Raw genomic sequence first — 18,097 nt, 5'->3', positions numbered from 1 at the left:
AGGGCGAGGCGTGGCGAAAGCCACAGTGGGTTGGGGAGGCGTCGGGCCAAGCAGCGCCACACGCCCGCGCGCCCACCGCGCAAACACAGTTTCGTAGACACCTTCAGAATCACGGACGCGGGCCTGACCAATACGGGACAATTCCAGCGATGGACACCCAGGGCTTTCTCGACACCTGGAAAGGGCTGATCGCCACGGCCGACCCCAACACCGGCATGTTCTTGCACCTGTCGAAGGGCTGGGAGCGCGTGCTGGGCTGGACCCGCGAGGAGCTCCTCGCCAAACCCTACGTCGAGTTCGTGCACCCCGACGACCGCGCCGCGACCCTCGAGGCGACCCAAACCCTCGCCCAGGGCAGCGACCTCACCCACTTCGTCAACCGCTACGCTTGCAAGGACGGCTCGTACAAGTGGATCGCCTGGATCTCGAGCGTCGACCCAGACACGGACCCCTCCGCGCGCTTGGTCTACGCCTCGGCCCACGACATCACCGAGCAGTACGAGGCCCAGCGAAAGCTCGAGGAGGCCCTCGCCGAGCTCAAGGGTCTGCGCGACCTGATGGAGGCGACCACGGATCTCGTCGGCCTCGCGACCCCAGACAAGCGCGTCCTCTACATGAACCGGGCGGGGCGGCGGATGCTCGGCTGGGGCGAGGGCGAGGACATCGCCAACGCCCCGGTCACCAACCTCCACCCGCCCAGGTACATGCGCCGCCTCGCCGAGGAGGGCATCCCCCACGCCCTCGAGCGAGGCGTGTGGAGCAGCGAGGGCGAGCTGCTCCGCCGCGACGGCACGGTGCTCCCGATCAGCCAGGTGGTCGTGGGTCTACGCGACGCGTCGGGCGGGGTCCGGGGCGTCGGCACGATCATCCGCGACATCAGCGGCGCCAAGCAGCTCGAGGCCGAGCTGCGCGAACGGACCCAGCGCCTGTCGGACGCCCTCCAGGCCATGGCCACGCCCTTCATCCCGATCACCCGCGAGATCGTCGTCATGCCGCTGATCGGGCAGATGGACGGGGAGCGGGCCGAGCAGATCATGCAGGTCGCCCTCGACGGGGTCCAGTCGAGCGGCGCCCGCGTCGTGATCCTCGACATCACGGGCCTGACCTCGGTCGACACGATGGTCGCCGGCTCGTTGATCCGGACCGCGCGAGCGCTGCGCTTGATCGGAGCCCAGACGATCCTGACCGGCATCCAACCCGCCGTCGCGCAGACCCTCGTCGGGCTCGGCCTCGATCTCGGCGACACGACCATCCACGCGACGCTGCAGATCGCGATCGCCTCGGCCCTCGCGGCGTCCTAGCCCCCCGCCCCGCACTGCGCCAACGCGAAGTCGCCGAACTCCCCCACGACCGGCCCCGTCCCCATGTTGTGGTGCGCCCCGTCGGCCGTCCACTCGCACAGCACCGTCCGCGACCCCGACACCTGCATCTGGTCGTCGAAGTCCATGCCCAGCTCGAGCGTCAAATAACGCAGCTCGCAGCGCTTGAACACGAACATGCGCTTGCGCGTCACCCGAACGATCGCCGCGGCGATCGCCTCGCTGATCTGGGTCACCTCCGGCATGGTGATCAAGATCCCCTCGACGCTCCCGTCGTCCGTGGCGATGTACTCCGCGCGCAGCCCAGCCTCGGACAGGCGCTGGCTGTCCACGTTCTCCCCGACCTTCGCCCACAAGTCCCGGAACATGTCCGAGCTAGCGAGCTCGCGCAGGTCGACGCTGCTGGCGTTCATGCCCCGGTGCACCACGCTCGGCAGCGCGACGTGGGCGAACACGTAGTGGTGCTCTCTGGGCTCGCCCATCCCGCCGAGCAGAGCCTCGATATCCAGGCCCGGGTTGAGGCCAGGACCCTCGTCGCCGAGGGCCTCCAAGGGAAAGCCGGGCTCGTCTGGACCCGAGCCGCTCAAGCCAGGACCTTCTTGATCTTCCCGAGCGCCCACTCGAGGTCCGCCTGCTCGACCACCAGCGGGGGCGCGAGGCGGATGGTGTGCTCGTGGGTGCCCTTGGCCAGCATGCCCTCCTCCTTGAGCGCCTCGCAAAAGCGCCGGGCGCCGCCAGCCTCGGGGTGGAGCTCGACGCCGTACCACAGCCCGACCCCGCGCAGCTCCTTGACGTGCGGGGAGTTCATGCCCTCGAGCTCGCCCTTCATCCACGCGCCCAGCTCGGCCGAGCGCTCGATCAATTTTTCGTCCACCAGCACGTCCAAGGCCGCGTCCGAGACCGCGCAGGCCAGGGGGTTGCCGCCGTAGGTCGAGCCGTGGGTGCCGGGGGTGAACACGTCCATGACCTTGCCGTCGGCGAGGAAGGCCGAGACGGGGTAGAGGCCGCCGGACAGGGCCTTGCCGATGGTCACGCCGTCGGCCCGGACGCCCGCCAGGGTGTGGGCGAAGAGCGAGCCGCAGCGGCCCAGGCCGGCCTGGATCTCGTCGCAGATGAGCAGCGCGTCGTGCTCGTCACACAGCGCGCGCAGGCCCTGGAGGTACGCGGCGGGCGGGATGATGACCCCGCCCTCGCCCTGCACGGGCTCGACGAGGATGGCCACGGTGTTGGCGTCGAACGCAGCCTTGGCCGACTCGAGGTCGCCGTAGGCCACCACCTCGAAGCCCGGCGTGAACGGCCCGAAGTTGCCGCGGGCCTCCTCGTCCGTGGAGAAGCCGACGATGGTCGTGGTCCGGCCGTGGAAGTTGCCGTCGCACACGAGGATCTTGGCCTGGCCCGCGGGCACGCCCTTGACCTCGTAGCCCCACTTGCGCGCCGCCTTGATCGCGGTCTCGACCGCCTCGGCGCCGGTGTTCATCATCAGCACGCGCTCGTAGCCCGACAGCTCGCTGAGCTTCTTGCAAAAGGGCCCGAACTTGTCGTTGCGGAAGGCCCGGGAGGTGAGCCCGAGGACCTTGGCCTGCTCGACCAGCGCGGCGACGATCTTGGGGTGGTTGTGGCCCTGGTTGACGGCCGAGTAGGCCGCGAGGCAGTCGAGGTAGCGCTTGCCCTCCACGTCCCACACCCAGGGGCCCTCGGCCCGGCTCAGGACCACGTCCAGGGGGTGGTAGTTGTGGGCGGCGTAGCGATCCTCGAGGTCGATCCACTGGCGAGCGTCGGTCATCGGGCGAATCATCGCGCCAAAGCTCGGCGCGTGGCAATGCGATGGTTGCTGCGCAAGCTCGGTGCCACCGGGGTGTGAAGGCGGAATAGCCCGGGGGGTCTGCGCGTGAGCCCGGCACCATGACGCCCTCGCTCTGGCCCGCCCTGTGGATGTCCCTCGCCCTGGTGTTCGCTCCCCCCAAAGCGGGCGCGAGCGCGCCTGAAACGAGCTTCGAGGTCACGGGCGTCGCCGAACGCCCCGAGCGTGAGGCGAGCGAGGCCCTCGACGCGCAGATCGCCGAGCTGCGCGAGACCGTCGCCGCCGAGCCCCGGGAGCGCCGCCACCGGCACGCCCTGATCCGCGCGCTGATGGACGCGGGCGAGCTCGACGAGGCCCTGGTCGAAGCCGAGGCCTGGCGGGAGATCGACGCCTACAACCTCATCGTCGTCCGCCTCATCGGCGACATCCACAGCGAGCTCGGCAACCAGCGCGAGGCCCTGCGCACCTACTCCGCGGTCACCGAGCTGCTGCCCGAGGACCCCGAGGCCCAGCGCGCCCTGGCCTCGGTGCTGGAGGTCCAGGGCGATCTCGACAACGCCTACGCCCGCATGCGCGTCGCCACGCAGCTGCGGCCCAAGGACCTGCGCCTGGCCTTCGAGCTCGCCGACCTGGCCCTGCGGCGGGGGCAGCTCGACGAGGCCCGGGCCGGGCTCGAGGCCATCGTCGCCCACCCCGAGGTCCCCGAGGCCCTCGAGGTCCCGGCCAAGCAGCGCCTGGCCCAGGTCTACTCCAACTTCCGCCGGGCCAGCGCCGGCGCCACCGAGCGCGCCGAGTGGACCGCGCGCGTCGACGCCCTCGAGCTCCCCGGCGGATCCGAGAACGACGTCAAGGTCTACCTGAGCTGGGACACCGACCGCACCGACGTCGACCTGTGGGTCATCAACCCCCGGGGCGAGAAGGTGTTCTACAGCCACAAGCGCGGCTCCCTCGGCGGCGTGCTCTTCCACGACGTGACCACGGGCTACGGGCCCGAGAGCTACACCCTGCACGACGCCCGCGCCGGCACCTACGCCGTCGAGGTCCACTACTTCGGCAACAACGGCGGCTCGATGAAGGAGGCCCGCGGCGAGGTGCTCGTCGTCACCAACGAGGGCCGCCCCGACGAGCAGCAGCACACCTTCCACTACGTCCTGCCCAAGCGCGGCGACAAGGTCCGCGTGGCCGAGATCGCCGTCGCCGAGTGACCCCCCCTTCCCGACCCGGCCCCCACCTGGACCCCGCCATGAAGACCTCCCCCCTGACCCTGTCCTCGCTGCTCAGCCTCGCCCTCCTCGCCGGCGCGAGCGCGTGCGTGACCCAAGCCCCCGCCAGCGCGGCCACCCGCGAGGCCGCCAATCACCCCGGCGCGGGGGTCGAATCCGGCGCCGAGACGGCGCGATGGCTCTACGCCATGGAGAGCGGCGGCGTGCCCCTGGGCGCCGGCAGCCTCGAGGTCCGGACCGCCGAGCTCGACGCGAGCCCCGACACCATCGCGGTCGGCCAGGACGCGGGCGCGGACTACCTCGCCCTGCGCACCCTCAGCGTCGACGCCCAGGTCGTCGGCTCCATGGCCCGCTACGAGGTCGAGCACATCTTCGAGAACCCCGGCGACGCCACCCTCGAGGGCACCTTCCGCTTCCCCCTGCCCCACGGCGCCATCGTGACCGGCCTGGCCATGGAGATCGACGGCCAGATGATGGACGGCGAGATCCTCGAGCGCAGCAAGGCCCGGGAAATCTACGAGGAGATCGTCGACAGCATGCGCGACCCGGCGCTGCTCGAGTGGGAGGCCGGGCAGACCTTCAAGCTGCGCGTATTCCCCATCGCCCCCGGCGAGAAAAAGCGCGTGGTCATGCGCTACATGGCGCCGCTGGTCCCCGACGCCGCGGCGAGCAGCGGCTTCGCGGTCCAGGTGCCCACGGCCCGACCCGCGATGCAAGACGCCATCGAGCGCGTGGTCGTGCGCGTCGACGGGGAGCAGCGCTTCGCGGAGGACCGGCGCACGGCCACGGACAACCTGCGCATTGGCCTGGACGACGCGCCGGTGCCCGCGGTGGTCCAGGAGCTCGACGCCGACGCCGGCCAGCGCTACCTCGCCGCCCGCCTCGAGCTCGACTGGTCGCAGATCCCCGCCCCGGCGGCCGACACCAAGACCGCTCGGCGCACGGTCATCGTCGTCGACAGCTCGCGCAGCGCCCTCGAGTCCTGGCCCCTGGCCCGCGAGGCGGTCTCGGCCGTGCTCGCCAGCCTCGACGAGGGCGCGCCCTTCATGGTCCTCAGCGCCGACCTCGAGGCGCGCAGCTACGCCGGGGAGCGCGGGGCCGAGGCCATCGCGGCCGCCGGCTTTGCGCGCAACGGCGTCGCCGAGCGGACCGCCGCCCTGACCCACCTCGAACTCCTCGAGCCCGACGGCGCCAGCGACCTCGGGGCGACCCTCGACGCCGTCGAGGCCCTGCTCGCCCAGGCCCCGGCCAAGGACGGCACCCTCGACCAGGTCATCTACATCGGCGACGGCACCCCGACCTGGGGGCAGACCGAGGCCCCGGTCCTGGCGACCCGCGCCCGCGCGGCCCTGGGCGACGCGCCGCTCTACGCCCTGAGCCTGGGCAAGCGCGACAGCCGAGACGTGCTCGAGGCGATGAGCGGGGCCACGGGCGGCCGGACCCTGCGCCCGCGCACCCTCGACCAGGTCCGCAGCTTCACCAGCTTCCTCGAGCGCGCGCCCCAGCTGCGCCGCCTCGCGGGGGTCCAGGTCGCGGTGCCCGGGCTCGAGGGTAACGCGGCCTTCGAGCTCGACCTCGGCGTCGAGACCGACGCGGACGACGACGAGAGCGACGACAACGACGGGACCCGCGTCGAGCTCCCGACCCTGCTGACCCCCATCAACACCACCTGGTACGAGGGCGAGCGCCCCGTGGTCCACCTCCGCCTCGCCGCCGACGCGCCCTTGCCCGAGCAGGTCGAGGTCCAGGGCACCCTCGCGGGCGGGCAGACCATCACCCGCAGCCTGCAGCTGGGCGAGGTCCGCGACGTCCCCGGCGTGCGCCAGCAGTGGATCGCCGAGATGCTCCGCCACGTCAGCGACAAGCCCACGGCCGTGGCCCTGAGCGTCGAGCACCAGGTGCTGAGCAAGCACACCGCCCTGCTCGTGCTCGAGAGCGAGGAGGCCTACGAGCGCTACGCCATCGAGCGCCGGGCCAAGAAGGCCCGGGAAGCGGCCGCCAAGGCGGCCAATGGCCAAGACCCGCAGATCACCGGGCGCGACCTCGACGGCGACGGCTCGGCCCCCTACCTCGGCCCCGGCGACCTCCAGCCCGGCGACCCCGAGGTCCACATCCCCGCGCCCCGAGACGCCCGCAGCGTCGACATCCTGTTCCCCGACGGCCACGTCCAGAGCGCGCGCTGGGAGGAAGAGCTGGGCCAGTGGACCGTGCGCTTTTTGGTCGACGACGACGTCGAGCCGGGCATCTACCAGGTCCTCGCCCGGGTCACCCACGGCGACGGCCGCGTCGAGCTGCTCGAGCTCGAGTACACCGTCGACGTCGAGGCCCCGACCATGCGCCTCGAGCTGCGTCAGCGCAGCGACGGCGCCTACGACCTGCTCGCCATCCAGGAGCTGACCGATGCCGACGCCGCCCGCGAAGCCATCGAGGGCGTCGACGCGGGCGCTCCGGCCTCGACCCTCGACGCCCGCCGCGTCGAGGTGCTGATGCCCGACGGCCAGACCCTGACCCTGCGCCCGGGGACCGAGGGCCGCTTCATCCGTCGCTGGGAGCCGCGGGCGGACGCGCGGCTGAGCTTCCCCATGGACGTCACCGCCGTGGTCGCCGACCGAGCCCTCAACAGCCGCCGGGTCGAGCTGGTCATCGACGCGGTCAGCGAGACCGCCGGACGGAGCGAGCGATGAGCGTCGCGGCCGTCTCGGCGCTGCTGGTCCTCGCGGCCAATCCCCAGCTCGACGCGGTCCACACCGCGACGCGGCGGGTCCACGGCTGCGCCGCGCTGCCCAATTTCGAGGGCCAATCCGAGGCCCAATCCGAGGGCCCCCCGGCCCGCTTCGCCGCCGCGACCGAGGGCGGGCTGCTCATCCTCGACGACGACGGCCGCCCCCTCGCCCGCCCGCTCACCGAGCTCGACGGCCTGCCCGGCACCCGCGTCCGCGTGGCCACGCCTCGGGCCGGCCACGCCGACCAGCTGTGGGTCGGCACCGAGACCGGCCTCGCCCGGGTCCAGGTCGACGGCCAGCGGCTCCGCGTCCGCCAGCGCTTCGCCTCGGCGCCCGTGCGCAGCGTCGTCGAGCACGCGGGCGAGACCTACGTCGGCACCTGGGACGCCGGCGTGCTCGTCGTCGACGGCGACGCCCTGCGCCCCGTCCCCCTCCCCGACACCCAACAGCCCTGGGGCGCCCAGGCCCAGCGCGTCACCGCCCTGCTCAGCCGCGGCGACGCCCTGCTCGCGGCCACGGCCGGCGCCGGCGTGTGGCAGGTCGAGGACGGCCGGCGCAGCCTCGCCCCCGACCTCGAGCAGCTCGGCCACGGCACCGACTGGGTGTGGAGCCTCGCCACCCACGACGGGGCCGTCTACGCCGGCACCCTCGTCGGCGTCGTCCGCCTCGACGGCGCGCGCTCGCGGACCTTCGGCACCCAGGACGCCCGCGCCCTCGCCAGCGTCGACGGCCGGCTGCTCGTCGCCAGCCCCGACGCCGGCCTCGCGGACGTGCACCCCGTGGACGACACCCTCGAGCTCCCCCCGCAGCTGCGCGCCGTCAACGGCCTCGACACCCTCGGCGGCCGCACCTGCGTCGCGACCGACGAGGGCCTGTGGCTGCGCGAGGCCGACGGAGACTGGCGCCGCCTGCTCGACGCCGGGCTCCCCTCGGGCGACGTCACCGACCTGCTCCGCGTCGGCTCCGGCGAGCACGCGCGCCTCTACGTCTCGACCTTCGACCGCGGCGTGCACGTCCTGGAAGACGGCCGCTGGCGCGCCCTCGATCCCCGCCCGGGGACCGCCGCCGCCATCGACCCCCAGGCCAACGCCCTCGCGGCCCACGACGGCTCGATCTTCGTCGCCACCGCCCGCGGCCTCTACCGCGTCGACGACGACTCCAAGACCAAGGACGCGGCCGAGCGCTGGACCAAAAAGCGCGGCCTGCCCCACGACAACGTGCTCAGCCTGACGACCCTGCGCGACGGCAACTTGCTCGTCGGCACCCACGCGGGCGCCGTGCTCCTCGACGACGCGGGCGAGCTCCGCTCCCTGGGCACCCGGTCTCGGCGCTGGGCGGTGTGGGCCGTGGCCGAGGGCGAGGCGGAGGGCGAGTACTGGCTCGGCACCACCCAGGGCCTGATCCACTGGCTCCCCAATGGGCGCTGGGTCCACCTGTCCATGCTCTCGGACCACCTGCGCGACAACTGGGTGACCGCGCTGACCTGGGGCGAGGACGGATCGCTCTACGTCGGCACCTACGCCGGCGGAGTCGACCGCCTGGTGCAGACCGAGAAGGGCTGGACCAGCGAGGCCCTCGGCGGCGGGCGCATCAACCCCGGCGGGCTGAGCTTCGTCGACGGCACCCTCCACGCCGCGACCATGAAGGGCGTCCTCGCCCACGAGGGCGGCCGCTGGCGCACGCTCCAAGGCGTGACGCCCTTCGAAGACGCGACCGTCGTGCTCCCCGACGCCGAGGGCGTGTGGTTTGCGAGCCGCCGGGGCCTGGCACACCGCGCCGAGTGATATGCTGACCCTCGATGTCCACGAGCTCAGGGGTTGACCGAGTCGATGGTGATCGCCTGGCGCAGCTGCGCCCCCAGCTCGAGGGCGCCCGCGCCTGGTCCGCTGGCCTCGTCGACGCCCTCGTCGACGCCCTCGACGGCGAGGACGAGGCCCAGCTGATCCTCCTCAACCCGATCGCGTGGGCCAGCGCGCGCGGCTTCGAGACCGACGAGACCATCGCCCTGTTCCTCCACGCCACCCGCGTGGGCCTGCTGCAGATCCACTGGAACGTGCGCTGCGGCGGCTGCGGGGAGCTCGTCGCCACGCCCGGCGGCCTCAACCAGCTCGAGCACGACTTTTACTGTGACTCGTGCGCGCGCAGCCGACCGACGACCCTCGACGAGAGCGTGGAGGTCAGCTTCACCATCAGCCCGGCGCTCCGCTCGATCCGCTTCCACGAGCCCGAGAGCCTCAGCCTCGCCGACTACTTCTTCGACTTCCGGTTCAGCCGCAACATCTCGATCCGCGGCATCGACCGCGACCTGATCCCCTTCCTGCGCGAGCAAAAGGAAGTCCTGACCTGGCTCGAGGCCGGCGGCGAGCAGCGCTTTGAGCTCGACCTGCCAGAGATCGGCTGGGTCGTCGGCAACCCGCGCACGATGATCGCCATCGAGGGCGAGGCGACCACGCAGGTCCGCGAGCTGAGCCTCGACTACGGCGCCCGGGCCTTCCTGCCGCGCACCACCTTGGCCCCCGGCCCCGTGCGCCTGACCCTGCGCAACCCCACCGACGCGCGCGTGCGGGTGTTCCTCTACTTCACCCCGATCGTCACCTTCTTCGACTACCTGCCCCACCTCAGCGGCCACCGCCTGCTCAACGACAGCGAGTTCCGCCGCTGCCTCGGCACCGACGTGGTCCGCCCCGGCACCGGCATCCCGATCAAGGACAACACCTTGCTGTTCACGGACCTGCGCGGGTCCACGGAGATGTACGAGCGCATCGGCGACAGCGCCGCGTTCGCCCTGGTCAGCCAGCACTTCGAGACCATGGCCCAGACCATCACCCGCTGCGGCGGGGTCGTGGTCAAGACCATGGGCGACGCGATCATGGCCTCCTTCAACCGCCCCGTCGACGCGACGCGAGCGGCCCTGGCCATCCTCGACGACCACGCGCCCAAGCAGCCCGACGAGGACCGCCTCGAGCCCAAGCTCGGCGTCCACCGGGGCGCGTGCATCGTCGTCAACCAAAACGACATGGTCGACTACTTCGGCCAGACCGTGAACATCGCCGCCCGGGTCCAGGGCGCGGCGGGCAGCGACGAGCTGTGCGTGACCGAGGCCGTGTGGCGAGAGGTCCGCGAGGACCCGAGCCTGCGCAAGGCCCTCGAGCACGCCGACGCCCTCGCCCTCGAGCCGGAGCGGGTGCAGCTCAAGGGCGTGCGCGAGGCGGTGACCGTCTACCGCATCCGGCCTGGCGGCTGAGCCCCTCAACCCGGCACCAGCAGCGCCAGGTCACCGAACTCATGGGAGCGGTAGCCCGCGCCCAGGGCCGCGTCCCAGGCCCGCTCGAGCAGGGCCTCGGGCAAAAAGGCCCGGAGCAAGCGGTAGTGGCTCTCGCTCGGCGCGTGCATGCCCGTGAGCAGGGCATCGACGACGCGCAGCTGCGTCGCCGCGGTCACGACGAGCGCGGTCTCTCCCGGACCCGGGCGCAGGACACCGTCGCCGTGCTCGAGGGCCGCGCCCTCGAGGGCGCGCACGACCGTCGTGCCCACGGCGATGATCCGCGCGCCCCGAGCCCGCGCGGCGGTGATGGCCGCGACGGTCCGCGCGGGGATGTCGTAGCGCTCGGGCAGGGGCAGCTGCGCGTCGAGCTCGGGGTCCCCGGTCGCGCTCAGCCCCGCGGCGTGGGTCAGGCGCTCGACCAGGACCCCCTTGGCCCGCAGCTTCCCCAGCAACGACGCGCTCAGGGCCCGGCCCGCCGAGGGCATCTCGGCCGCCCACGGACGCCCCGCGAACACGGTCTGGAAGGACCACAGCTCCTCCGGCTGCTCGAGGTGGCTGTACTGGATGGGCCGGCCCGCCGAGTAGAGCGCGGCGTAGAGCGACGCGCCCGCGCGGTCGAAGGCGAGCTCGATCAACCGGGGGCTGGCCGACGCGCGCTCGAGCACCCGGGCCCCGAGGCCGCCCGCGAGGACGAGGTTCGTGCCCAGCTCGAGGCGCGGCGGTGCCGGGCGCTCGTCCGTGTCCTCGCGCCAGTCGCCGCCGCCGAACACCACCGCCCGCCACCGGTCCTCGTCCACCCCCACCGGGCCGAGCAGGCGCAGCTCGATGGCCTCGGCGCGCCCTTCGATCCACGCGTGCCCGGGCAGGGACGCCGGCAAGGTCGCCGCGTCGTTGACCACGAAAGAGCATGCCGGCGAAGGCGACGGCGCTGCGGGTGCCGGCGTGGTCGTCGAAGCGCCGCGTTCCGTCGGGCGTCGCGTCCGTATGGACGTGGCCGACCTCACCGATCGTTGGGGATGGTTGGCCCAGGAGTCCGCGGTCATCGGGCACGGTCGGCGTTGCCATGAGCACCCCCTTCGGCTGTCACGACCTCAGCATCAGGGGATCCGGTCGTACATCTCCTGGACGATCTCGGAGCACGGAGTACCCTCGTAGGTCGTCGAGTACTCGATCGCGCCGAGGTCGGCCATCTCCCCCCGCGGGTAACCGCAGAAGTCGTGGGGGACGGCGAGATCAGCGGCGTGCTGCTCGACGATCGCGGCCCCATCGGCCAGCGAGAAGTCGCCCGTGCCCGGCGAGCCAAAGGCCGCGTCGAGCTCGCTCTTCGCGGGCGTGAAGTTGTCCGCCTCGTCGAGGACTCCGTCGGCGTAGTCCGTGTTGAAGCCGTTCTCGAGGATGTTGTAGCGATGCGGCGTGGTGTAGTCGGGGTGCCCCTGATAGAACACGGCGCTGCGCGGCTCGGAGTCGTAGACCGTGTTGTGGGCGACCCAGGACTCCCGATCGCTGTTGATCATGATCCCGCCCGAGCTGCCCCCGTTGTTGCAGCCCATGATGATGTTGTTGCGCACGAGCGCCTCTTGGTTCTGGCCGTTCTCGATGCAGTCGCCGTTGCCGTCCTGATCGTCGTCTCCGTCGCAGATCGAGGCCGGCGCGCCGTCGCCGAGCTGAATCCCCCGGTTGGTCTCGCCCTCGGGGCGGGACTTCTCGCAGACGATCAGGTTCTGCTCGATCAGCATGCCCACCGTCGAGGCCTTCGGGTACACCGCCGAGGCCGACTTGGGCAGCGAGGTCGGCGCGCTGTAGTCGGCGAAGATGTTGCCGCGCACGACGTGATCCTTGCCGCCGTCGAGGTTCAGGATGTTGTGCGGCGCGTCGTTCTCGACGTACTTGGTGTTGTGCCAGAAGTTGTCGATGAACCACACCCGGTCCGGGAAGCTCTTGGCCGGCCCCCCGCCGACGACCTCGCCGTTGAGCTTGACGTGCGAGGCGAAGTTCACGACCTCGTTGTGGCGGAAGATCAGGTCGTCGGCGTCCCCGACGAGGTGAAAGGCGTGCTCGCAGGCGCTGGCGTTGTCGCAGTCGCCGAAGAAGGTGATGTTCTCGAAGATCCAGAACTTCCCGCTGACCTTGAAGTTCTCGATGTGCGAGAGGTTGAAGGTCACGGTCTCGGGCGCCTCGGCGCGCAGGAAGATCCGCCCCGAGTCCGTGCCGTTGGCGGTGACCGAGATCAGCTGGTTGAAGTCGAAGCTGCCCGGGCACACCGTGATCACGTCCCCGCTGGTCGCGGCGGCGATCGCCGCGAGGATCTCGGCCTCGCTGCACACCTCGACGACGTTCCCGCCCTCGTGGCTGGGCCCGTCGTCGGGCTCGTAGAGCTCGTCGCCGCCCCCCGTCTCCCCCTCGGTCTCGCCCATGTCGGCGTCGGTGTCCGTGGTCTCCGTGTCCGCGTCGGTGCTCGTGCTGTCCGCGTCCTCGGTCTCGCCCGTGCCGTCCGTCGACGAGTCCGTGCCCGTCGAGTCCGTGGTCCCCGCCGTCGCGTCCGAGTCCGTCGCCTCGTCGCCCACGCCGTCGGCGACGTCGTCGCTGGTACAGGCGCACACGAGCGCGAACGAGAGCAACACACCGGAAGTTCGAGCAGACATGAACCCACGGTCGCCCAGCCCACCTCCATCGATCAATCGAAACACCGGTTCAGCGCGCTGTCCGGAGCTCGGGCGCCGCCCGTGACCGAACTCGGATCCTGCGGTCCTCCAGACTCCGAGGCCGCCGCCGACACCAACCCCGGGGAAGGGGCCCGTTCGGCGGGTTCGACCCCGCCTCGTCGAGCGCTCCCATCCAGTATCCTGGTTGCAGGATTGCTCGCTCGACGCCGATGGACCTCCCCCTCGATGACCCTGCCCTCGACGCCCTGGCGCTCCGCACCGCCGATGGAGCAGACGGTCCACAGATCGCCGCGCTGATCGAGGAGCTGCGCGCGCGCAGGCGGCAGGCCGCCCTCGAGACCCAGCTCCAGAGCCATCAGGCCGTGCTCTTGAAGCTCGCCCGCTCCGAGGCGATCACCCAGGGCGCCATGGACGAGGCGCTGCGCGAGATCACCGAGACCGGCGCGGCGATCCTCGGCGTCCCGCACTGCGGCGTGTGGCGCTACCTCGACGATCGCCGCGGATTGCTCTGCCTCGACGAGTACAGCTCGGGCGAGGCCCTCCACCGCGGCGGGCGCGAGTTTCTCAGCGCCGAGTACCCGCGCTACTTCGCGGCCCTCGAGCAAGCGCGGCTCATCGCCACGCCCGACCTGCGCGAGGACCCGCGCACCGCGGAGCTCGGCGAGGGCGCGCCGGAGACCGTGACCGCGATGGTCGACGCCCCGATCCGCGTGGCCGGGAGCCTGTTCGGGGTCATCTGCTTCAAGCACGAGGGTCGTCGCCGGGCGTGGACGCCCTCTCAGACCCAGTTCGCGGGGGCCCTGGCCGACTTCATCGCCCTGGCCACGGAGAGCGACCAGCGTCGCCGCACCGAGCTCGAGCTGCGCGAGACCATCGAGGTCGCCGAGCAACGGCTCGAGACCATCGAGCGCCAGCGCCAGGCGATCGCGGCCCTGTCCGCCCCGCTCATCGACGTCTGGGAGGGGGTGATCGCCGTGCCCCTCGTCGGCCTGCTCGACAGCGAGCGCAGCGTCGAGCTGACCGAGCGCCTGCTCCAGCGCGTGTCCACGGCCAACACCCACTCGGTGATCCTCGACCTCACCGGCATCGAATTCATCGACACGATGACGGCCAAGCTGCTCTTGCAGATGGTCCGGGCGACGGCGCTGCTCGGGGCCTTTTGCGTGCTCAGCGGGATCCGGCCCGAGATCGCCCAGACCCTCGTGGGCCTCGGCGTGGACCTCGGCGAGGCGACCACGGTCCGCTCGCTGCGGGAGGCCCTCGCAACCTGCTTGAGGCGCGAGCGCGCCTCAAGCTGAGTCGCGGACGTGGGGCAGGGAGGGCGTGGCGTCGCCCGCGACGGCTAGAGTGGGCAGGGACTGTGAAAAGTTCACAGTCCCTGAGCTGCTCCCCGCGACCTCAGAACATCCACACCGCGCCGGCGCCCGGGAGCTCGTCGTCGCTAAAGCCCTCCATGCCGCTGGCCGAGCCGTCGTCCTGGGGCGCCCCGACCACGAGCTCGAGGGCGCTGGCCGACAGGCTCACCCATCGCCCGAAGCCGTCGCTGACTCCGGGCACCCCCGGCTTGACGTAGCTGCGCTGGGACCAGCCGTCGTCGAGGATGGAGTGCTCGAACAGGTGCACCGCCCCGGAGTCGACGCAGCCCATGCCCAGGCCCGCGCCCGTGCCCCGGAGCACGCTGGGGAAGGCGCTGTCGTCCCCCGGCGCGCCGACGGCCGCGAACTCCCCGTCGGCCGAGAGCGCGACGGAGGCTCCAAATTCGTCGCCGCTGCTGCCCTCGCCGGCGTTGGCCTCGAGCACGGAGTGGGCCAACCAGCTCCAGTCCTCGCGCACGAACACGTGGGCCTTGCCCGTGCCCTCGAAGCCCTGCCCGCCGGCCAGGGGCGCCCCAACCACGAGGGTCTCGCCGGCCACGTCGAGGTCGAGGGCGGCTCCAAAGCGCGCGCCGCCTTCGGGGGCCGTGAGCTGTAGCTGCGAGCTCGTCGACCACGCGCCGAACATCCCCGCGAACACCTCGACGGACCCGCCCGCTTGGTTGTGCGGGGCGCCCACGGCCGCGAAGCTCCCCTCCCCGGCCACGCTCACGGCCGAGCCGAAGCGGGCGTGGGCCTCGGGCGCGAGGGAGGCCAGGCGCGCGAGCTCGTGCCAATCCAGCCCCTCGCGCTCGAACACGTAGGCCGCCCCCGCGTCTTCTTGCTCGGGCGAGGTCGTGCCCGAGGCGTCCTCGAGCTCGGCGAAGGGGGCCCCCACGACGACGCGCTCCCCGTCGGCCGAGATGTCGACGCTGGCCCCGAACTCGTCCCCGGCGTGGGCGTCCGCGGCCTTGAGGTAGGCCCGCTGCTGCCACTCGCCCTGGATCCGTTGAAACACGTAGGCCGCCCCCGCGTTCGCGGCCGAGTCGTCGAGCTCGTCCCCGCCCACGGTGGTGCCGCGCTGTCCTCGAAAGGCGTGCCGATCACAAGCATCTCCGTCTTCCGAGACCGCCAGGGAACGACCAAAGGAGTCGGCCGCCCCCGCGTTCGAGGCCTTGATGTAGGCGTCGAAGGCCCAGCCCTGCGCGCCCTTGCGGTAGACGTACACGGCCCCCGCCTGCGAGGCGGCGTCGTCGTTGGGGTCCCCGCCCAAGCCCTGCGAGGACCCGTCCTCAGACCAGGCCGAGACCGCCAGGGTCTGCCCGTCCCCGGAGACCACCGCCCGCGCCCCGAAGCCGTCGTTCTCCCCGGGGCTGACGGCCTTGACGTAGCCCGCCGCCTCGCGGATGTCCGCGTCGACGTCGACGATGTCCGAGTCGACGCAGGCCCCGTCGGCGCACGCCCGCAGGTAGTAGCCCGCGGAGGCGCGCAGGTGCAGCGGGACCTCGAGCTCGACGAGGTAGTCCGCGCTCCCGTCCTCGGCGAGCTCGGCGACGGGGAAGAAGGGCATCCCGGGCCACAGGCGCTCGAACACGACGTAGGTGTCGACCTCAACCTCGGGCTCAACCTCGGGCTCGGCCTGCCAGCTGAGCGCGAAACCCTTGATGGGTACGTAGTCCAGCGCCAGCGCCGGGCCGAGGCCCGCCTCGCCCTCGGTGTCCGCGCTCCCCTCCGTGTCGTCCGTGTCCGCGTCCGCCTCGTCGCCGCCCTCCTCCGTCCCGAGCTCGTCGTCGCCGACCGAGCCCCCGTCCTCGGTTGGACAGCCCGCGCTACTGACGAGTGTCAACCCGAGCACGATCGACCCCGCGCGCCCCGGGCCGCCCCGCCCGGCTGCCCCAAACTTCCCCACGGGTCCACGCCACCCGTCGCTTTTTCTCCACGCCATTTCAGAGGGTGGGCCAAAGCGAGTCCTGGCCAACCCTCTGTCTGTTTTAGCCGTCGTGGACGACGCCACGCCCTCCCTGCCCCACGTCCTCGACTCAGCCATCGCACCCGAGCCATGGCCGCTGTCGGGCAATCCGTCTTCGCGAACCGAGTTCCGGATTCATCGACGACGCATCGCACTGGACCCGGCCAGCGGCCCAAGGCACATTCCGAGGCATGCGACGCAAGCGTCTGCCGCACCGCGAGCCGACCGAAGACAACAAGGTCTGGATCGAGCGCGTGACCCAGCGGGCGCTCGGCCCGAGCCGCGCCGCGCTCATGGGCGTCGCGCCGCTTTCGTGGTCGGGGCGCGAGACCCTGCCGGATGAGCCCGTGCTCATCCTCAGCAACCACGTCAGCCTGTTCGACCCCTGGTTCACGATCACCGCCGCCGGCAAGCCCATCCACTACCTGGCGACGGCCGCGGCGATGCAGCAGCCGGTGATGGGTTTCGTCCTGCGCACCTGGGGCAGCGTGCCCAAGCGCAAGTTCACCGTCGACGCCGGGGCGATCCGTGCGCTCAAGAAGTGGGCCGACCTCGGCGCCTCCGTGGGCTCCTACCCCGAGGGCGAGCGCAGCTGGGACGGCGAGCTGCTGCCCCTGCTCCCGGGCATCGAGGCCCTGGTCCGCCTGCTCAAGCTCCCGGTCGTCCCGGTCCGCATCCTCAACGCCGACCGCGTCCTGCCCCGCTGGGCCTCCGTGCGCCGCCACGGCCGGGTCGAGATCCAGTTTGGCGAGGCCCGCAAGTTCCCGCGCAAGGCCCCGCCAGCGGAGGTCCGCGCGTGGCTCGAGCAGAGCCTGCGCATCGACCAGCGCGACGAGGCCAACCACTTCCCCGTCCGCGGCGTGCGTCTGGCCCTGGGCATCGAGAACCCCCTGTTTCGCTGCCCCCACTGCTTCGCCTGGGACGCCCTGAGCCCCCAGCGCAACGTCGCCAGCTGCATGCGCTGCGGCGCGAGCTGGCGGGTCAACACCCACAACGAGCTCCTCGCCGAGGGCGGCGGGGCGAGCTCGATGACCATCGTCGAGGCCCGCGCCCGGATCCGCGAGGCGACGGCGGACAACTTCTTCGTCAACGAGCACCGCTTCGAGCGCGAGGGCCTCGTCGCCGAGAGCCAGCGCGCGCCCTTGCTGAACATCTCCGGCGACCAGGCCGAGCCCATGGGCATGGTCCGGGCCCGGCTGACCCGCGAGGCCGTCGCGTTCATCGACGACGCCGGGCGCCCGCGCCTGACCATCCCCCTGCGCGAGCTCATGGTCGCCTCCGTCGAGCTGCGCCGGCGCCTGACCTTCCGGACCGAGAGCGAGCTCTACGAGCTGGTCCTGCCCACCGAGTCCCCGCTCAAGTGGCGCGAGCTGACCGAGCACTGGCGCGAGCGAGCCCACGCGGGCGACGAGGCCTGAGTGGAGGGGGACATCGAGGTCTGGACCATGGTCGAGGCGCCGCCCCAAGCGGGCGGAGGTCACGGCCCGCGTGGCACTGGACACATCCCGCCGCCCGAGGTCGTGGTCGTGCGCGAGGGCGTCGATCCCGAGCAGCCCGGCGCTCACGTCCAACTGCGCCCCTTGCCCCCGGGCCTGCGCGGCAGCCTGATCGCGCTGTTCGCCGGGGCCAAGCGCGACGCCCCTCGCCGCGACCGCTACGTCCTCGACGAGCGCAGCGCGACCAAGGAGGTGCTCGCCGGCCGCCGCCGTCACGCCCTCGTCGCCCTCGACCCCAGCGGACGCCCCGTGCTCCGCGTCCTGCCCGGCATGCGCGGGGAGCTGC

At 72.1% G+C, this 18,097-nt stretch carries 13 protein-coding genes; 8 read left to right on the top strand and 5 right to left on the bottom strand.

Annotated elements, in window-relative coordinates:
* Positions 1-149: 149 nt before the first annotated feature.
* Positions 150-1,301, top strand: a complete 1,152-nt coding sequence (locus PPSIR1_RS13115; RefSeq protein WP_006971555.1) for a PAS domain S-box protein — start codon at positions 150-152, stop codon at positions 1,299-1,301.
* Here the strand turns inward: PPSIR1_RS13115 and PPSIR1_RS13110 are convergent.
* Positions 1,298-1,906: a hypothetical protein gene (locus PPSIR1_RS13110; RefSeq protein WP_006971554.1), complete on the bottom strand. Its 609-nt coding sequence runs from the start codon at positions 1,904-1,906 to the stop codon at positions 1,298-1,300. The genes PPSIR1_RS13115 and PPSIR1_RS13110 overlap by 4 nt on opposite strands.
* Positions 1,903-3,102 carry an ornithine--oxo-acid transaminase gene (rocD, locus tag PPSIR1_RS13105; protein ID WP_006971553.1) on the bottom strand — a complete coding sequence of 400 codons (1,200 nt, stop codon included), beginning with the start codon at positions 3,100-3,102 and terminating at the stop codon, positions 1,903-1,905. Before rocD ends, PPSIR1_RS13110 begins: the two co-directional genes overlap by 4 nt.
* A gap of 119 nt (positions 3,103-3,221) precedes the next feature.
* Here rocD and PPSIR1_RS42595 point away from each other — a divergent pair, with 119 nt between their 5' ends.
* Genes PPSIR1_RS42595 through PPSIR1_RS13085 form a run of 4 tightly spaced genes read left to right on the top strand, consistent with a single transcriptional unit; the run spans position 3,222 to position 10,310 of the window.
* Positions 3,222-4,325, top strand: coding sequence for a tetratricopeptide repeat protein (locus tag PPSIR1_RS42595; protein WP_006971552.1), 1,104 nt, complete (start codon positions 3,222-3,224; stop codon positions 4,323-4,325).
* Positions 4,326-4,363: 38 nt separating this feature from the next.
* Positions 4,364-7,027 (top strand): VIT and vWA domain-containing protein, encoded by a 2,664-nt coding sequence (locus PPSIR1_RS13095; RefSeq protein WP_006971551.1) that lies wholly within the window; start codon positions 4,364-4,366, stop codon positions 7,025-7,027.
* Entirely contained in the window at positions 7,024-8,850 is a 1,827-nt protein-coding gene (locus PPSIR1_RS13090; protein ID WP_006971550.1) for a ligand-binding sensor domain-containing protein, read from the top strand. The genes PPSIR1_RS13095 and PPSIR1_RS13090 overlap by 4 nt, the downstream gene beginning before the upstream one ends.
* Before the next feature lie 14 nt (positions 8,851-8,864).
* Positions 8,865-10,310: an adenylate/guanylate cyclase domain-containing protein gene (locus PPSIR1_RS13085; RefSeq protein WP_006971549.1), complete on the top strand. Its 1,446-nt coding sequence runs from the start codon at positions 8,865-8,867 to the stop codon at positions 10,308-10,310.
* A gap of 5 nt (positions 10,311-10,315) precedes the next feature.
* Here PPSIR1_RS13085 and PPSIR1_RS13080 read toward each other — a convergent pair whose 3' ends face one another.
* Together PPSIR1_RS13080 and PPSIR1_RS13075 are read right to left on the bottom strand one after the other, a co-directional pair.
* Positions 10,316-11,230 (bottom strand): S-adenosylmethionine:tRNA ribosyltransferase-isomerase, encoded by a 915-nt coding sequence (locus tag PPSIR1_RS13080; protein ID WP_006971548.1) that lies wholly within the window; start codon positions 11,228-11,230, stop codon positions 10,316-10,318.
* Between the two features lie 198 nt (positions 11,231-11,428).
* Positions 11,429-12,973, bottom strand: coding sequence for a hypothetical protein (locus PPSIR1_RS13075; protein ID WP_157595500.1), 1,545 nt, complete (start codon positions 12,971-12,973; stop codon positions 11,429-11,431).
* 230 nt (positions 12,974-13,203) lie between these two features.
* Between PPSIR1_RS13075 and PPSIR1_RS42590 the strand changes: the two genes are divergently transcribed.
* Positions 13,204-14,292: a GAF domain-containing protein gene (locus PPSIR1_RS42590; RefSeq protein ID WP_006971546.1), complete on the top strand. Its 1,089-nt coding sequence runs from the start codon at positions 13,204-13,206 to the stop codon at positions 14,290-14,292.
* A 100-nt stretch (positions 14,293-14,392) separates the two neighbouring features.
* Here PPSIR1_RS42590 and PPSIR1_RS13065 read toward each other — a convergent pair whose 3' ends face one another.
* The gene (locus PPSIR1_RS13065; RefSeq protein WP_006971545.1) at positions 14,393-16,192 is read right to left on the bottom strand and encodes an FG-GAP repeat protein; all 1,800 of its coding nucleotides are present in this window, start codon (positions 16,190-16,192) and stop codon (positions 14,393-14,395) included.
* A 314-nt stretch (positions 16,193-16,506) separates the two neighbouring features.
* On the opposite strand from PPSIR1_RS13065, the gene PPSIR1_RS13060 reads away from it, so the two are divergent.
* Together PPSIR1_RS13060 and PPSIR1_RS13055 are read left to right on the top strand one after the other, a co-directional pair.
* Entirely contained in the window at positions 16,507-17,733 is a 1,227-nt protein-coding gene (locus PPSIR1_RS13060) for a lysophospholipid acyltransferase family protein (RefSeq protein WP_006971544.1), read from the top strand.
* On the top strand, positions 17,734-18,097 hold a 364-nt coding region (locus PPSIR1_RS13055; protein ID WP_006971543.1), incomplete at its 3' end, for a hypothetical protein.

It is taken from the genome of Plesiocystis pacifica SIR-1 (assembly GCF_000170895.1).
Taxonomy (GTDB): Bacteria; Myxococcota_A; Polyangia; order Nannocystales; family Nannocystaceae; genus Plesiocystis; species Plesiocystis pacifica.
The sequence above is the reverse complement of the archived record's forward strand: the minus strand, read 5'-3'. Positions and strand labels throughout refer to the sequence as shown.